Source organism: Microbacterium sp. K24, assembly GCF_004794465.1.
Taxonomy (GTDB): Bacteria; Actinomycetota; Actinomycetes; order Actinomycetales; family Microbacteriaceae; genus Microbacterium.
Map to the genome: position 1 here is coordinate 81,408 of NZ_SSDJ01000139.1, position 15,937 is coordinate 97,344.

Annotated in this window: 13 protein-coding genes and 2 tRNA genes; 5 read left to right on the forward strand and 10 right to left on the reverse strand. The window is 68.9% G+C overall.

Translation table 11 applies throughout. The features are described from left to right. The first annotated feature begins 32 nt into the window (after positions 1-32). On the forward strand, positions 33-1,349 hold the full coding sequence (locus DW306_RS16220; RefSeq protein WP_136056620.1) for an acyltransferase family protein: 1,317 nt from the start codon (positions 33-35) through the stop codon (positions 1,347-1,349). Between the two features lie 56 nt (positions 1,350-1,405). Here DW306_RS16220 and DW306_RS16225 read toward each other — a convergent pair. Continuing rightward, positions 1,406-1,478, reverse strand: a tRNA-Glu gene (locus DW306_RS16225). Positions 1,479-1,629: 151 nt separating this feature from the next. Between DW306_RS16225 and DW306_RS16230 the strand changes: the two genes are divergently transcribed. Together DW306_RS16230 and DW306_RS16235 are read left to right on the forward strand one after the other, a co-directional pair. Then, positions 1,630-2,268 (forward strand): MBL fold metallo-hydrolase, encoded by a 639-nt coding sequence (locus DW306_RS16230; protein ID WP_136056621.1) that lies wholly within the window; start codon positions 1,630-1,632, stop codon positions 2,266-2,268. A gap of 1 nt (position 2,269) precedes the next feature. Beyond that, positions 2,270-3,157, forward strand: a complete 888-nt coding sequence (locus tag DW306_RS16235; protein WP_136056622.1) for an aminoglycoside phosphotransferase family protein — start codon at positions 2,270-2,272, stop codon at positions 3,155-3,157. On the opposite strand, the gene pepN is transcribed toward DW306_RS16235, so the two are convergent. The 4 genes from pepN to DW306_RS16255 form a co-directional block, all read right to left on the reverse strand. Beyond that, the gene (gene pepN, locus DW306_RS16240) at positions 3,144-5,630 is read right to left on the reverse strand and encodes an aminopeptidase N (RefSeq protein WP_136056623.1); all 2,487 of its coding nucleotides are present in this window, start codon (positions 5,628-5,630) and stop codon (positions 3,144-3,146) included. The genes DW306_RS16235 and pepN overlap by 14 nt on opposite strands. A gap of 50 nt (positions 5,631-5,680) precedes the next feature. Then, positions 5,681-6,694: a DNA topoisomerase IB gene (locus DW306_RS16245; RefSeq protein ID WP_136056624.1), complete on the reverse strand. Its 1,014-nt coding sequence runs from the start codon at positions 6,692-6,694 to the stop codon at positions 5,681-5,683. A 90-nt stretch (positions 6,695-6,784) separates the two neighbouring features. Then, the gene (locus DW306_RS16250) at positions 6,785-7,279 is read right to left on the reverse strand and encodes a hypothetical protein (protein ID WP_136056625.1); all 495 of its coding nucleotides are present in this window, start codon (positions 7,277-7,279) and stop codon (positions 6,785-6,787) included. Positions 7,280-7,288: 9 nt separating this feature from the next. Next, positions 7,289-8,611, reverse strand: a complete 1,323-nt coding sequence (locus DW306_RS16255) for an MFS transporter (protein ID WP_240747239.1) — start codon at positions 8,609-8,611, stop codon at positions 7,289-7,291. A 118-nt stretch (positions 8,612-8,729) separates the two neighbouring features. Between DW306_RS16255 and DW306_RS16260 the strand changes: the two genes are divergently transcribed. Further along, the gene (locus DW306_RS16260) at positions 8,730-9,527 is read left to right on the forward strand and encodes a hypothetical protein (protein ID WP_136056627.1); all 798 of its coding nucleotides are present in this window, start codon (positions 8,730-8,732) and stop codon (positions 9,525-9,527) included. A 6-nt stretch (positions 9,528-9,533) separates the two neighbouring features. Here DW306_RS16260 and DW306_RS16265 read toward each other — a convergent pair whose 3' ends face one another. From DW306_RS16265 to gltX, 3 genes are all read right to left on the reverse strand, one after another. Next, positions 9,534-10,529: an NAD-dependent epimerase/dehydratase family protein gene (locus tag DW306_RS16265; RefSeq protein WP_136056628.1), complete on the reverse strand. Its 996-nt coding sequence runs from the start codon at positions 10,527-10,529 to the stop codon at positions 9,534-9,536. 81 nt (positions 10,530-10,610) lie between these two features. After that, positions 10,611-10,682, reverse strand: a tRNA-Gln gene (locus tag DW306_RS16270). A 97-nt stretch (positions 10,683-10,779) separates the two neighbouring features. After that, on the reverse strand, positions 10,780-12,285 hold the full coding sequence (gene gltX / locus DW306_RS16275; protein ID WP_136056629.1) for a glutamate--tRNA ligase: 1,506 nt from the start codon (positions 12,283-12,285) through the stop codon (positions 10,780-10,782). A 172-nt stretch (positions 12,286-12,457) separates the two neighbouring features. On the opposite strand from gltX, the gene DW306_RS16280 reads away from it, so the two are divergent. Next, positions 12,458-13,702: an acyl-CoA dehydrogenase family protein gene (locus tag DW306_RS16280; protein ID WP_136056630.1), complete on the forward strand. Its 1,245-nt coding sequence runs from the start codon at positions 12,458-12,460 to the stop codon at positions 13,700-13,702. Positions 13,703-13,761: 59 nt separating this feature from the next. Here DW306_RS16280 and DW306_RS16285 read toward each other — a convergent pair whose 3' ends face one another. Continuing rightward, positions 13,762-15,021 (reverse strand): MFS transporter, encoded by a 1,260-nt coding sequence (locus tag DW306_RS16285; protein WP_136056631.1) that lies wholly within the window; start codon positions 15,019-15,021, stop codon positions 13,762-13,764. Continuing rightward, entirely contained in the window at positions 15,018-15,794 is a 777-nt protein-coding gene (locus DW306_RS16290; RefSeq protein ID WP_136056632.1) for a fumarylacetoacetate hydrolase family protein, read from the reverse strand. The genes DW306_RS16285 and DW306_RS16290 overlap by 4 nt, the downstream gene beginning before the upstream one ends. Positions 15,795-15,937: the final 143 nt, after the last annotated feature.

A 15,937-nucleotide genomic window follows, 5' to 3' on the forward strand; every position in this document is an offset into this window, starting at 1 on the left:
GCGGCGCCTCCGCCGACGCTAGAGTCATCGCCATGAGCAGCGCCGCCATCGATACGACGCCCCGCACCGCACCGGCGGGCCGCGACCTCACACTCGACCTCGCCCGGGTCGTCTGCGTGCTGCTCGTGGTGTTCGTGCACATCCTCTTCACCGGGGTCGGTCGCAACCCCGACGGATCTCTGCTGATCGAGAAGACCGTGGAGGCGCAGTCGTGGTTCACGGCCGCGTCGTGGATCGCGAACATCATGCCGCTGTTCTTCGTCGTCGGAGGCTACGCGGCGAGAGCCGGATGGCGATCGGCCCTCGCCCGCGGCGACACGGCCGACACCTTCGTGCGCGTGCGGCTGGCCCGTCTGGCACGCCCGGCGCTCCCCCTCCTCCTGTTCCTGACGATCGCTCTCGGTGCGACGCGTATGCTCGGGGTCGACCGGGCTCTCGTCGACACGGTCGCGATCGGCGTGGGCTCTCCGCTCTGGTTCCTCGCGGCGTACATGATCGCCCAGGCGTTCGCGCCGTGGATGATGCGGCTGCACGAGCGTCACGGCGCGTGGGTGCTGCTGGTGCTCTTCGCGGCTGCCCTCGCCGTCGACGCCCTGCGATTCCTCTTCTTCGGAGGGGTCCTCGGAATAGAGCCGGTGCGCCAGGGCGGCGGCTACGGTCTCGGGCAGGAGCTCTTCGGCATCCCGAACATTGTGTTCGTCTGGCTGTTCGCGCAGCAGGTCGGCTTCTTCCTCTACGACGGATGGTTCGCGCGGAGGTCCTGGTGGCAGCTGGTGCTCCTCATGGCGGGCGGCTACGCGCTCCTCGGCGGCCTCGTGTCGCTCGGCGGGTACACGCAGAGCATGCTCGGCAACCAGTGGCCGCCGACGGCGACGATGGCCGTGCTCGCGGTCATCCAGGCCGCCGCTCTCACGCTCCTGCATGTGCCTCTGACCGCGCTGATGCGGACTCGCGCGGCGCAGGGGGTGGTGTTCCTGATCGGCTCCCGGCTCATGACGATCTACCTGTGGCATCTGCCCGTGATCATGGTGCTCATCGGCATCGAGCTCCTGCTGCCCGTTCCGCTCCCCGCGCCGGGGAGCCCGGTGTGGTGGTGGACGCGGCCGGTCTTCCTCGTGGTGGTGCTCGCCGTCGTCTGGCTGCTCTCGCTGTGGCTGATCCGCTTCGAGAAGGCGCCGGCTCCCGGCATCCCCCGCGTTCCGTCACGGGCGGCCACCGTGGGCGCGGTATCGCTCTTCGTGGTTCCCGTCATCGCGATCACGGCATACGGTCTCGACTTCCCGCTCGCCGCAGCGGCGGTCGTCAGCGCAGCCGCGGCGCTGTGGCTGACGAGGAGCACGCGCGGCTGAATCGCGGCCGGGAACGAAGAAAGCCCCCGGTGAACCGGGGGCTTTCTCGTGTCGTGTGACCCCAGCGGGATTCGAACCCGCGTTACCGCCGTGAGAGGGCAGCGTACTAGGCCGCTATACGATGGGGCCGTCTGGCGGGGCGTTTCCGTCCCGCGACAACCGTTCAAGTATGCCATGCAGATTCTTCCTCCGCAAAATCGGCCCCGCCGTGACGGACGCTCGGGCGTGGCGCGCGAAGAATGCGTTTGCCGCCGGGCCTCGGAAGGAGTTGACTCGTCTCATGCGCGTCACGAAGTTCGAACATGCCACTCTCCGCATCGACCAGAGCGATGAGACGCTCCTGATCGACCCTGGTTCCTTCACCGCTCCCCTGAACGACCTCGGGAAGCTCGTCGGCGTGGTGATCACGCACGAGCATCCTGACCACTGGACCTCGGATCACCTCGATCGCATCCTCCGCGACGCGCCGGGAACGCCGATCTACGCACCGTCGGGAGTGGCGAACGCCGCCGAGGGATACGAGATCACCGTCGTCGCCCCGGGAGACACGATCGAGGTCGGTGGATTCCGCCTGCAGTTCTTCGGCGGCACGCACGAGGTCATCCACTCGTCCCTGCCGACCGTCGAGAACGTCGGGGTCCTCGTGAACGACGAGCTCTACTACCCGGGCGATTCCTACGCCGTTCCCGAAGGCATCGAGGTCGACACTCTCGCGGCGCCGCTCGGCGCTCCGTGGCTCAAGATCGGCGAGGCCATGGACTACGTGCTCGCGGTGAAGCCGCGCCGCGCCTTCGGCACCCACGACATGACTCTCTCGGTCATCGGCAGGAACATGCACCGTCAGCGCCTGCAGTGGGCGACCGAGCAAGGCGGCGGCGAGTTCTTCGCGCTCGAGCCCGGCGAGTCCCTCGACCTCTGACGTGCCCGACTCTCCCGCCGCGGAGCGGACCCTCGATGAGTCCGGCGTTCGCGCATTGGTGCGTGCCGTCGCGCCGGAGTGGGCGGATCTCCCTCTGACCCGTGTCGCAGAAGGGTGGGACAACGTCACCTGGCGTCTCGGCGACGACGTCGCGGTCCGCGTGCCGCGCCGGGCGCTCGCGGTCCCGCTGATCGAGCACGAACAGCATGCGCTGCCCCTGCTCTCGCCGGCGCTGAGCGCAGTCGGTGTGCGCACCCCCGTGCCGCTCGTCGCCGGAGCACCCACCGCGGAGTTCCCCTGGTCGTGGTCGCTCGTTCCGTGGCTGCCGGGACGCCAGGCGCTCGGACTCCCGAGGGGGGACAACACCGCGTGGGCCGTGGACCTCGCCGCGGCGCTCCGCTCCCTCCATGTTCCGGCTCCGCACGATGCCCCGCACAATCCGATGCGCGGCGTACCGCTTTCTCACCGCGACGACAGCGTGCGCTCGCGGCTCGCCGATCTGCCCTCCTCGCTCGCCGGCCCCCTGGAGCGGATCTGGCGGAGCGGGCTCGCGGCGGCACCGGCGACGGAGTCCGTCTGGCTGCACGGCGACCTGCATCCGGGAAACATCCTCGTCGACGGCGGCCGACTCTCCGCCCTCATCGACTTCGGTGACGTCACCGCGGGCGACCCCGCATACGATCTGGCCGCAGGGTGGCTGGCGTTCGACACCGACGGACGGCGGCGATTCCGCCGCGCAGCAGGTGACCGCTACGACGAGCAGACCTGGGTTCGCGCCCGCGCGTGGGCCGCAGCCCTCGCCGTCATCCTCGCGCATGCGAGCGACGACCGCGACGACCTCCGCGCCCTCGGATTCGAGACTGCGGAGGAGCTGATCAGGGGCGAGTGATCGCGCGCACCCGGAGCGACCGCTCCAGGTGGTCGCGCTGCTCGATCACGAGCCGACGCAGGGCGGCCGGAGCCTCCGTGTTCTCCGCGAGCCAGGAGTCCACCAGGTCGAGGGAGTCGCTCGAAGGGAAGAGACCGAGCACGAGGCGCTTCGCCAACTCGATGCTGCGCGTGCTCCAGACGTCGCCGATCCGCGTGAAGTACTCCGCATCGAACTCCGCGATGAGATCACGGCGCCCACCGGCACGGAACCCCGCGATCTCGGCATCCAGGTGATCGTTGCTCAGCGACGTATCGCTCCATGCGTTCTCCCACGCTGCACGGCGCACGGCGGCGTCCGGTCTCGATGCGAGTGCTCGACGGGCTGCCGTGCGGCCCGAACCCGTGTCGTCGCGGGTCTGCTCGGCCGCGACGTCGTCCGCGCCCGCGCGACCCGTCGTGACGAGTGCGGTGAGGAGCTGCCAGCGCAGATCCGGATCGACGACGAGCCCGTCCGGAACCTGCCCGTCGAGCATCGCCCGCACGTCGGCGTGGCGCACGTCGTCATAGGCGGATGCCGTGGCGAAGGCCCGCGCCCAGGACAGCTGCGCATCGCTCCCCGCGTCCGCCTCCTGCAGCGCACGCCATGCGGACTCGATCCACTGCCGCTGCTCTTCGGCGCTCCGTGCATCGTCGACGAAGTGGCGCAGCGTGTACGCCACGTTGAGAAGGACGCCGGAGAGCAGCCCGATGTTCGCCTCTCCGGGCGCATGCGCGCGGACGATCGCGACGTAGCGCACCGCATCGAGCTCGCCGTCACGGGTGGCGTTCCAGAGCGCCGACCAGACGACCGCTCGTGCCAGGGGGTCCTCGATCGCCGAGAGCGAGTCCTCGACGGTCGCGAGAGACCGCCCGTCGAGACGTGTCTTCGCGTAGGTGAGGTCGTCGTCGTTGACGATGACGAGATCGGCGTCCGCGAGTTCGACCTCCGTCCGCTCGTCTGCGATGTCCAGCTCGACCTGCTCCCGCAGCACGACGCGGCCGTCGACGCGGTCGTAGAGACCGATGCGCAGCCGGTGGGGACGAGGCTCGGTCTGGATCAGCGTGCGCCTGCCCTCGGCATCCGTCTCCAGCCAGAGCGCCGAGACGCCGGAGGTCTGCAGCCAGGCACGCGACCAGTCGCTCATGTCGCGGCCGGAGACGGCGCTCAACTGCACGAGGAAGTCGTCCAGCGTCGTGTTGCCGAACGCGTTCGCGGCGAAGTACCGCCGCGCGCCCTCGAAGAACGCGTCGTCGCCGACGAAGGCGACGAGCTGCTTGAGCACCGCCGCGCCCTTGGCGTAGGTGATGCCGTCGAAGTTCAGCTTCGCGGCCTCGAGGTCGGTGATGTCGGCGACGATCGGATGCGTGGTCGGCAGCTGGTCCTGCTGATAGGCCCACGCCTTGCGCTTGGCGGCGAAGGTGACCCACGCGTCGTGGAACCTCGTGGCCACGGCGGAGGCGTGCGCGCCCATGTAATCGGCGAAGGACTCCTTGAGCCAGAGGTCGTCCCACCACTTCATCGTGACGAGGTCGCCGAACCACATGTGCGCCATCTCGTGCAGGATCGTGTTCGCCCGGCCCGCGCGCTGCGCGTCGGTCGCCGCACCACGCGAGATGTAGCTCTCCGTGAACGTCACAAGACCGGGGTTCTCCATCGCGCCGAGGTTGTACTCCGGGACGAAGATCTGGTCGTATTTGCCCCATGGGTACGGGTAGGCGAAGGCGTCGGTGAAGAAGTCCAGGCCCTGACGCGTGACCTCGAGGATCTCGTCGGACTCGAGGTGCTCCGCGAGCGAGCGGCGCACGAAGACGCCGAGCGGGATGTGCTGCTCACCGCGCTCCCATGCGCCGTCGACCCGCGCATAGGGACCGGCCGCGACGGCCGTGATGTAGCTCGAGATCGGCAGCGTCGGTGCGAACTCGACGCGCTGGATGCCGAGCCCTCGATCCGTGCGCGCCGGGGACTGATTCGAGAGGATCTCCCAGCCGGAGGGCGCGTCCACGACGAAGGTGTACGCCGCCTTCATGTCGGGCTGCTCGAAGCAGGCCATCACGCGCCGCGAGTCGGCCGGCTCATACTGCGTGTAGAGGTAGGTCGCGTCGTCCACGGGATCATGGAAGCGATGCAGTCCCTCACCCGACCGGCTGTACGCACCCACCGCCTCGACGCGCACCACGTTCGACGGGGCCAGACCGGTCAGCACGATCCGTGATCCGTCGAAGTCGACGGCACGATCCTCGCCGTTCACGACGACGCGGCGCACCTCCTCGCCGATGAAGTCGAGCCATGTCGACTCCGCCGTCGCGTCGAACTCGAGGCTCGTCGTCGTCGGGAACCCCGTCCTGGCGCGTTCCGGCGCACCCGTCAGGTCGAGTTCCACACGGATGCTGCGCAGAGTGACCGCCGCGGATCGCGCCGCGGTCTCCTGTCGGCTGAGGTTGGCGGTGTCCATCCCTCCATCCTTCCATTCACGCCACGCGCGGCCGGACAGTGCTCCGCAGCTCAGCGCCGACGCCCGCTCTTCTCGCGACGCTCGGCCTTCCGCGACTTCTCCGGCCCGCCGAGGAGCCGCCGGATGGCGGTCTCGGGCGTCACTGTCAGATCGAGAGTCTTCCCGCGGGCGTAGAGCCGGAAGACACGGGGGTCGATGTAGCTTCCCCGCGCGACGGCCGTCGTGTTGCCGAGCGCCGTCGCCGTCGCCTGGACCGCGAGGCGCTCGGCCCTCGACCGATCTCCGCGGCGGTCCAGCTCGCCGATCCGCGCGAGCGCGTCGGCGGCCGTGATGGTGCCGTGGAGGGTGCGGAAGTCCTTCGCGGAGAACGTGGCCCCCGTGATCTCACGGATGTAGGCGTTGACCTCCGCCGGAGTGATGCGCACGCGCCGGCGCCCCTTCCGATAGGCCAGGAGGAACTCCCGCGGACCTCCGGCGGCGAACTCCGTGAGCGCCTCGGCGAGCGAATCGTCGGTGATCTCGATCGATGCCGTCCGCCCGCTCTTCGCTGGGAACGATAGGGCGACCGCGCTGCCGTCCAGCTTCACATCGCGCCGGCGCAGAGTCGTCAGCCCACGACTGCCGTGCCGCGCGAGATACCGCTCGGACCCGATGCGGAGAGCGGCGTCGTCGAGAAGACGGAACGAGATGGCGAGAGCCTTGTCCTTGGTCTGACCGTCGTCGCCGAGTGCCCGGGTCACCTGTGCCCGCGCGCCCGGCAGCGCGGCGGCGAGCTCGAGCGCACGGATGAACTTGCGCCGATCGCGCGAGACCCGCCAGAGCGGGTGGTAGAGGTACTGCTTGCGTCCGGCCTCGTCGACGCCCACGGCCTGGATGTGGGCCAGCGGATCGGCGGCGATCCAGACGTCGGTCCACGCCGGCGGGATCACCAGATCGTGGACCCTCTCCCGATCTGCCTCCGGAGCGGTCTCACCCGCCGGATCCACATAGCGGAACCCGGACCCCGATCGCACCCGCCGGAATCCGGGGTCCTCCCCCGGAACGACGCGATTCAGTCTCGCCATCCGCTCTTCCTCCCTCGACTCGTTCTCGAATCGAGGATGTCGCGCTTTCCCCGCCCGGTGAAAGGGAGTGGCGCCGCATGCTCCGCCGTGCTATCCACCCCCGGGGCGGGGTGCCGAGAAAGTGCTCCGCATGTGATCGCTCGTGAGGAAGTCGGCGATACCGATCATGATCAGGCTGAAGACGATCTGCTCGGACACCATCCAGAGCGGATAGAGGCCGGGGATCGCCGCCATCACGAGCGTGATGACGGGGAAGATCTGCGCGAACAAGCGCAGTCGGCGATAAGCCCAGCGCCAGCCGCGCTGCGCCCGCCACGCGAAGTAGAACAGTGTGGCCGTCATGGCGAGCACGACGAGGGTCCGCATCCAGACGGCGAACGACACCGCCTCGCCGTCGATGGCCAGCAGCAGTGCGACGACGACCGCCCCGACGCCGATCACGAGCTCGACGACGAGAAGCCAGAGGATCCAGGTGAAGGCTCGCACGGTCTTGGGGTGCGTGCGATCGGCCTCGCTGATGGCGACGCCGGCCTGCCGCCCGCCCGCGATCCGGTCGAGACGGAGGAAGAGCGATTCCAGGGCCATAGCGCGAGCCTATGGGTTTCGACCCCCGACATCCTCGTCCGTTCGATGGATATCGGATACCCCGGCGCCGTCGACCTCCGGTGCGTCGTCGGCTCCGAGGGAAGACACCCCGTTGGCCTCGGGCGAGACCACCCGTTCGAGCACCAGTGCCAGCACGCCGACGGCGAGGGTCCCGGCGATCATCACACCGATGAACCAGCCGCGCCATCCCGCGCCGAGCATCAGACCGGCCACGAGCGGGCCCGTGATCGCGCCTCCTTGAAAGGCCGCGGAATTGATCGCGTTGTACCGCCCCCGCGTGCGGTCCGAGGCGAGGTCGTTGTAGATGGCGGGAACCGTCGGCTGCAGCATCGTCTCGCCGAACGCGAAGACGCCCATGAAGGCGATCACCCCGATCGCGGCCGTCAACGAGCCGGGAAGGAACCCCGTTGCCCCGAGCACCACCCAGGACAGCGCCCAGATGACCGCCATCACCTGCATGACCCTGGTGCGTCGCCTGCCCGAGATGAGTCGGAGGACGGTGAACTGCAGGAGCACGATCACGACCGTGTTCGCCGCGAAGGAGAAGCCGACCACCTGCGTCGACACCTCGGAGACCTGTCGCGCGAAAGCGGGGAACCCCGCCTCCATCTGCCCGTATCCGATGAAGACCACCAGGAAGGTCAGCAGGGTGAGCCACAAGACGGCGGGCCTGCGCAGGATCTCGCGGTAGCCTCCGACCGGCGGCTCGTCGGCCTCGGCCTCGTGCTGCGTGCGCACGCGTCGGAGCGGTCCGAGCAGCAGTGCCAGAGGGATCAGGCTGGTCGCCGCGTCGATGAGGAAGATCACCGTGAACGTGGCGGGGTCGTTCACGTCGACGAAGAATCCACCGATCACGCCGCCGACGCCGATACCCAGGTTGACCAGGGCGAAGTTCACGCCGAAGTACTGCTGACGCACCTCGCCGTCGACGACGGTGGCGATGAGCGCGTTGAATCCCGGCCAGGAGACGCCGAAGTTCACGCCGATGAGGACGACGGCGACCGCCGCGACGGCAGGATGTGTGGCGAAGGCGAGCAGCGTGCAGCCCGCGATCATCGACAACAGTCCGGCGATGAGCACCCGACGCGCGCCGAAGCGGTCGATGAGCGTCCCGCCGGGGCCGGTGACGATCAGTCCGGTGATCGCGATGAGACTCATCAGCGCGCCGGAGACGCCGAGATCGAAGCCTCGCACCTCGTGGAAGTAGATGATCGTGAACGGCAGCGTCATACCGCGCCCGAGGGTCTGAATCGCCACCGTGGACAGCAGCCATCGCCCCTCGACGGGCAGCGCCCTCCAGAACGTCTTCATGCCGGTCACCCGTGCATTCTTCCGGACGCCTCCGACATCGCTCCCCGGCACGTGCCGAATCGCCCTGATCCGGCATGCGGATTGTCCCCGTCGGACCAGTTCTGAGATGATCCTGACCATGGCACTGTCATTCGAGGAGTTCCGCACCGCCCTGCTTCACACGGACGGGCGAGCGTTCCTCGGCATCCAGCTGACGGATGCCGAAGCCCAGCAGGTCCACGACGACCCTGCGTCCGCGCAGAGCTGGTACTCGTACTGGCTGACGACGCCTGCCGCGCAGGCGCCTCCCGCGACGCCGTACGCGACCGCCCCGATCGCTCCGCTCGGCGACCATGACCTGACCCGGATCGCCCCGTCCGCTGCGGGCGCGTACGCCGGCGTCTACCCCTCGGCGCCCGCCCCGACCGACACGGTTCCGCGGAAGAAGAACGTCGGACTATGGGTCACGCTGTCGATCGTCGGGGCACTCGTGCTGATCGCGATCATCGTCGTGGTCGTCGCGTTCACCACCGCGCGGCATTGGACCAAGGTCGATGTGCCGGAGAAGCCGGAGACGTTCCACAGCGAGGAGTACGAGACCGGCCTGTACCTCGTGTCGGATGACGGCGTGAGCCCGTGCGTCGTCGACCAGGACTGGACCGACTGCATCGCCGCCATGGAAGCGCAGTACGCGGGGGCGTGCGCCGGCGTGGAACTGGTCCCGGACGCCATGACCCTCTGTGCGCAGCACCGAGCCGAGATCGATCGCATGATCTCGGAGGACACCGACGGCACGGTCGTCGCCTCCCTCGGTGACTTCGGCCACCTCACGCGCACCCCCGAGATGGCGACACGACAGGTCTCGAACGACGACTACGAGCCCGCGGTCACCCACGAGGCCGTGTGCTACCTCGGCTTCATCGGAGAGTGCGAGTAGTCGCGCTCAGCTCCGCGGCAGGGCGAGGATGCGCTCGTACGCGGCATCCGCCTCGGCATCGACGATCTGGCGCTCCGGATGCGCGTCGTACCAGGCGAGGATCTCGCGCGCCCCCTCGTCGAAGGTGACAGTGGTCCGGAACTCCGGCACGAGAGCCTTCACCTTGCTGTTGTCGAACACCATCGAATGGGACTTGTCGCCGATCAGGCCCGGCCCCCACGCGGGGTGCACGGCCGCGATCGTGTCCGACGCCACGTGCACGAGTTCCGGTTCGACACCGGCCGCGTCGCCGAGCCACCGGTAGATCTGGTCCCAGGTCGGCGAGTGATCTCCGGTGATGTGGAAGACGTCGCCCACCGCCGCGGGATTCCCGAGGAGGCCGACGAAGGCGACCGCGAAATCCCGCGAGTGGGTGATCGTCCACACGCTCGACCCGTCTCCGTGGACGACGACCGGCTTCCCCGCCCGCATCCGCGCGATGTCCGTCCACCCGCCGAGGGTGGGCAGCAGGGTCCTGTCGTACGTGTGCGACGGACGCACGATCGTCGCGGGGAATCCCCGCTCCCGGTATGCGGCCAGGAGCAGGTCCTCGCCGGCGATCTTGTCGCGTGAGTACTGCCAGAACGGGTTGCGCAGAGGCGTGGACTCGACAACGGGGAGGCGCGACGGCGGCGTCTGATACGCCGAGGCCGAGCTGATGAACACATATTGTCCGACACGGCCGTCGAAGCGATCGACGCCCGCCTGGACGTGCTCCGGGGTGAAGGAGAGGAAGTCGGCGACGACGTCGTAGTCGCTGCCGGCGGCGTCCAATGCGGCGCGGGTCGCTTCCGCGTCCCGGACGTCGGCGACGATCGATCGTGCCCCGTTCGGGAGCGGGCGGATGCCCGTCGTCCCCCGGTTCAGCACGCTGACGTCGTGGCCGGCGTCGAGGGCGCGAGACACGCTCTCCGAGCTGATGATGCCGGTACCGCCGATGAACAGGATCCGCTTCGCAGTCATGTCGCCATTCTGACAGCAACACCGGGGAGAAGGGCCGCCGACAACGACAAAACCCCCGCTCACGCGAGGGTTTTCATCGTGCTGGGGTACCTGGACTCGAACCAAGAATAACGGAACCAGAAACCGTCGTGTTGCCAATTACACCATACCCCAAGGGCGAAACCGGAGCCTCGCACCGAGAATCAAGCCTACCCGAGCGGCGGCGGAACACCAAAATGGCCCGTCCCGCTCGGGCGCGTCGAAGCAGGCCTCAGCGAGCGAGGAACTCGGCGAGCCCGCGCAGGCGACGCAGTGACTCGTCCTTGCCGAGCAGCTCCATCGACTCGAACAGCGGCGGCGAGACGCGACGTCCGCTGATCGCGACCCGCGGAGGGCCGTATGCGACACGCGGCTTGAGCTCGAGCGTCTCGACGAGGGCATGCGCGAGCGCCTCCTGGATCCTGTCCGGGGTGAACTCGCTGACCGGCTCGAGGGCGACCACGCACGCCTCGAGCACCTCGGCCGCGTTCGCCGGCAGCCCCTTGAGCGCGTCCGCCTCGTACGAGACCTCGTCGGTGAACAGGAACCCGACCATGCCGGGCACCTCGCCCAGCAGCTGCACGCGCTCCTGCACCAGCGGCGCGACGCGGAACGCGGTCACGAGCTGCTCGCGCGTCGGCTCGTCGAAGAGACCGGCGGCGGCGAGATACGGAACGGTGCGCTCGGCGAAGTCCTTCTCCTCCAGCATCCGGATGTGGTCGCCGTTGATCGACTCCGCCTTCTTCTGATCGAAGCGGGCGGGGTTCGGGTTCACGTTCTCGATGTCGAAGGCGGCGGTGAACTCCTCGAGCGAGAAGACGTCGCGATCGGGACCGATCCCCCACCCGAGCAGCGCCAGGTAGTTGAGCAGCCCCTCGGGGATGAACCCGCGGTCGCGGTGCAGGAACAGGTCGGCCTGCGGGTCGCGCTTCGAGAGCTTCTTGTTGCCGGTCTCCCCCAGCACGAGCGGCATGTGCGCGAAACGCGGCACGAACGACGTGACACCTGCGTCGATCAGCGCGGCGTACAGCGACAGCTGGCGCGCGGTCGACGGCATGAGGTCTTCTCCACGCAGCACGTGGGTGATGCCCATCAGCGCGTCGTCGACCGGGTTCACGAACGTGTACAGCGGGATGCCGTTCGGCCGCACGACCACGAAGTCGGGGAACGATCCGGCGGGGAAGGTGACCTCGCCGCGGATGAGGTCGACGTAGGTGAGGTCCTCGTCGGGCACGCGCAGGCGCAGCGCGGGCTGGCGGCCCTCGGCGCGGAACGCCGCCTTCTGCTCGTCGGTCAGGTCGCGATCGAAGTTGTCGTAGCCGAGCTGCTTGGCACGGCCGTTCGCCTCGTTGCGGGCATCGATCTCGTCCGCGTTCGAGAAGCTCTCGTACAGGGCCCCCGTCGCGAGGAGCGTGTCGATCACGCCACGGTAGATGTCGTGCCGCTCGGACTGCCGGTAGGGCGCGTGGGGTCCGCCGACTTCCACACCCTCATCCCAGTCGATGGTGAGCCAGGTCAGAGCATCCAGCAGCTGCCGGTAGCTCTCCTCGCTGTCGCGGGCCGCATCGGTGTCTTCGATGCGGAACACCATCTTGCCGCCGTTGTGCCGCGCGTACGCCCAGTTGAACAGGGCGGTGCGCACCAGGCCGACGTGCGGCAGGCCGGTCGGTGAGGGGCAGAAGCGGACGCGGACGTCGGCACCACGTGCAGTCGTGGTGAGGGGGTGAGGGGTAGCCATAGCCCTTCGATTCTAGTTGCCGAACCTCGGCCGCCTGTCGGTGATCAGCGAGTCGTCCGGCGACGTCCCGGGTCACTCCGGGTAACACGCGCTCACCTCGGGTAACCCGCCGGTGCCGCCGACCCGCGCCCTCCTATCGTTGCCGCACACGACCACGACCGGAAGGCACATCATGAGCATCACAGACCCCGTTACGACAGGACTCGGCAACCGCTGGGATGACGCTCCCGCACCCCGCGACAGCGAGGAGTGGCTCGACCGAGCGCAGGAGGTGGCCGACATCCTCGCCGTCGACGCCGTCGAACGAGACCGCGCGAATGCGACCCCGCATGCCGAGGTGCAGCTGCTCAAGGACTCGGGGCTCGTCACCCTGCTCGGTCCGCGCGAGCACGGCGGCGCCGGCGAGAGCTGGGAGACCGCGTACAAGGTCATCCGGACCGTCGCCCGCGGCGACGGATCGATCGGACAGGTGCTCGGCTACCACTACCTCTGGGCATGGGCGGCGCGACTGGTGGCGACCGAGGAGCAGATCGCCGCGGTCGAAGAGCTCTACACCGCGAACGCCTTCGTGTTCGGCGGCGCCGTCAACCCGCGCGATTCGGACCTCGTCATCCGCGAGGACGGCGACGAGCTCGTGTTCTCCGGTCGCAAGTCGTTCTCCACCGGGGGCCGGATCTCCGATCTGACGGTTCTCGAGGGCGTCCTGGAGGGCACGGACACCCACATCTTCGCGATCGTCCCGACAGCGCAGGACGGGATCGTCTTCGCCGACGACTGGGACAACCTGGGACAGCGGCTCACCGAGTCGGGGTCCGTCGAGATCCGCGATGTGCGGGTGCCCTGGGCATCCGCCGCCGGTTTCGTGGACAAGGTCTTCCACCCGCTCACGTACAACACCCTCAACGTTCCGACGATCCAGCTCGTGTTCGCGAACTTCTACCTCGGCATCGCCCAGGGGGCACTCGAGACGGCATCCGCCTACACGCGCACCACCACCCGTGCCTGGCCGTACGGCGGAGACGACAAGCAGCGCGCGACGGACGAGTGGTACGTGCTCGAGGGGTACGGAGACCTCGCATCCAAGCTCTGGGCCGACGAGGCACTGCTGGACTCCGTCGGCGCCGAGATCAGCGACGTCCTCCACGCTCCGCGCGAGGAGCTCACGGCGCGGCGGCGCGGCGAGATCGCCGCGCGCATCGCGGCGGGGAAGCTGCGGATCGTCGACGACGGGCTGGAGGTCGCCACCAGGGTCTACGAGCTCACCGGCGCTCGTGCCACGTCGAACTCCGTCGGGCTCGACATCTTCTGGCGGAATCTCCGCACGCACAGCCTGCACGACCCCATCGCCTACAAGAAGCGGGAGGTCGGCCGGTTCGTGCTGCTGGGCGAAGTGCCGGAACCGACCTGGTACACCTGACCCGCTGATGCCCCGCGGTGTCGTGCGCAGGCGATACGCCCGGGCATGGCACCGCGGGGTCACCGAGTGGTGAAGCGTCCGAGCGGGGACAGTACGACGATCGCGAGCACGAGGACGGATGCCGCGACACCCAGCCCCGCGTACTGGAAGTTCGACAGGACCACCCCCGCGAGGATGGACCCGGCCGCCGCAGAGAGGCTCATGAGCGAGTCGCTCCGGCCCTGCCGACGCGTGCGGACATCGGGGGCCGACGCCTCGGTGAGCAGGGCCGCACCGGCGACGGTGGCCGCGCTCCAGCCGAGACCGAGAAGGATGAGCGCCGCGATCACGCCCCATTGCTCGGTCCCGGTGAAGATCGCGAAGGCCAGCGCACCGGCGAGCAGCACCTGGCCGAGCAACACGACGCGGAGCCTCCCCCAGCGGTCGGCCAGCACGCCGAAGACGGGCGACAGCGCGTACATCCCGCCGACATGGAGGGCGATGGTGATGCCGACGAGCGCGGAGACGTCGGCGGGAGTGGGCGCCATGCCATGCGCGCCGTGGGCCATGTGCGACAGGTGCACCGGCGTCATGGCCATGACCGACGCCATCACGACGTGCGATCCGGCGACGGCGAAGATCGCGTACCGCGCGACCACCGGTCGATCGGCGATGAGGGTGCCGGTGGCTGCGGCCGCCGCCTTCGCCAGACGCTGCGCGGCGAGCAGCGGGTCAGGACGCAGAGCGACGAGGTACAGCGCGAGCGCCGCGCACTGCGCGACGAACGAGAAGAGGTACGAACCCGTCTGCGGCGGCATCCCGACCGCCTGTCCGACGATCTCGCCCGGGCCGAGCAGCAGCGGACCCGCGACGCCGCCGATCGTCGTCGACCAGACGACGATCGAGAGATCCCGGCCGCGATGCTGCGGAGCGGCGAGATCGGTCGCCGCGAACCGGGACTGCAGGTTGCCGGCATTGCCGGCGCCGATCATCAGGATGCCGGCGAGCAGCAGCGGGAACACGCGGAGGGAGGCGGCCAGGATCACGACCGCGATGCCCACGAGCGCGAAGAGGTTGCCGAGCGTGAGCGCCCGACGGCGACCGACGCGCGCCGCCAGCCGAGCGAGCGGGATCGCGCAGACCGCTGCACCGAGAGTGACCGACGCCGTGGCGAGGCCGGAGAGCGCGTCGCTGCCGGAGATGTCCGCGGCGAGAAGTGCCCCCAGCGAGACCGTGGCTCCGAAGGCGATGCCGCCGAGGACCTGTCCGAACGACAGCACCAGCACCGTGCGCCGCTGAACCGCAGCCTGCTCAGCCGCCGTCAGGGCGACGACGCTCATGACGCGGGAGCGGCGTTGCGCGCGGGGTTGCGCAGGATCCCCAGTCCGGAGATCTCGACCTCGACGACGTCGCCGGCGCCGAACTCGCCGACGCCCGCCGGAGTGCCCGTCATGATGACGTCGCCGGGAAGCAGCGTGAACACGGCGGAGGCGTACTCGATGATCGCGGGGACCGAGTGGATCATGTCGGTGAGCGGCGCCTTCTGCCGTACCTCGCCGTTGACCCGGGTCTCGATCGTGGCGGATGCCGGATCGAAGTCGGTCTCGATGACCGGTCCCAGCGGGCAGAACGTGTCGAAGCCCTTCGCCCGCGCCCACTGGCCGTCCTTGCGCTGGAGGTCGCGTGCGGTCACGTCGTTGCCGATCGTGTAGCCGAGCACGTAGTCGAGCGCGTTCTCCGCTCTGACGTTCTTCGCGATCTTCCCGATCACGACGACGAGCTCGCCCTCGTACTCCGTCTGCTCCGAGAGCGTCGGACGCACGATCGCATCGCCGGGCCCGATCACCGAGGTGTTCGGCTTGAGGAAGAGCAGCGGCTCCTCGGGAGCCACTCCCCCCATCTCGGCGGCGTGATCGTGATAGTTCTTGCCCACGCAGACGACCTTCGACCGCGGGATCACGGGTGCGAGCAGCGCAGCATCCGCCAGGGGCACGCGTGCGCCGGTCGTCTCGTATCCCGTGAACATCGGGTCTCCGGCGAGCACGACGAGGTCGGTCCCGTCGATGATCCCGTACATGATGGCGTCGTCGTGGCTGAACCGGGCGATCTTCATGGTTCCAGCCTAGCGAGGCCGTCCTTCTTGCCGAGACCCCCGACTATCGCCGAAACCCCGGTGGGTTTGCGCCCATAGAGCAAGGTTTCGATGCGAAGGCGGGGTCTCAGAAGCCTCAACCAGGCGGGCGAATACCGAACGCC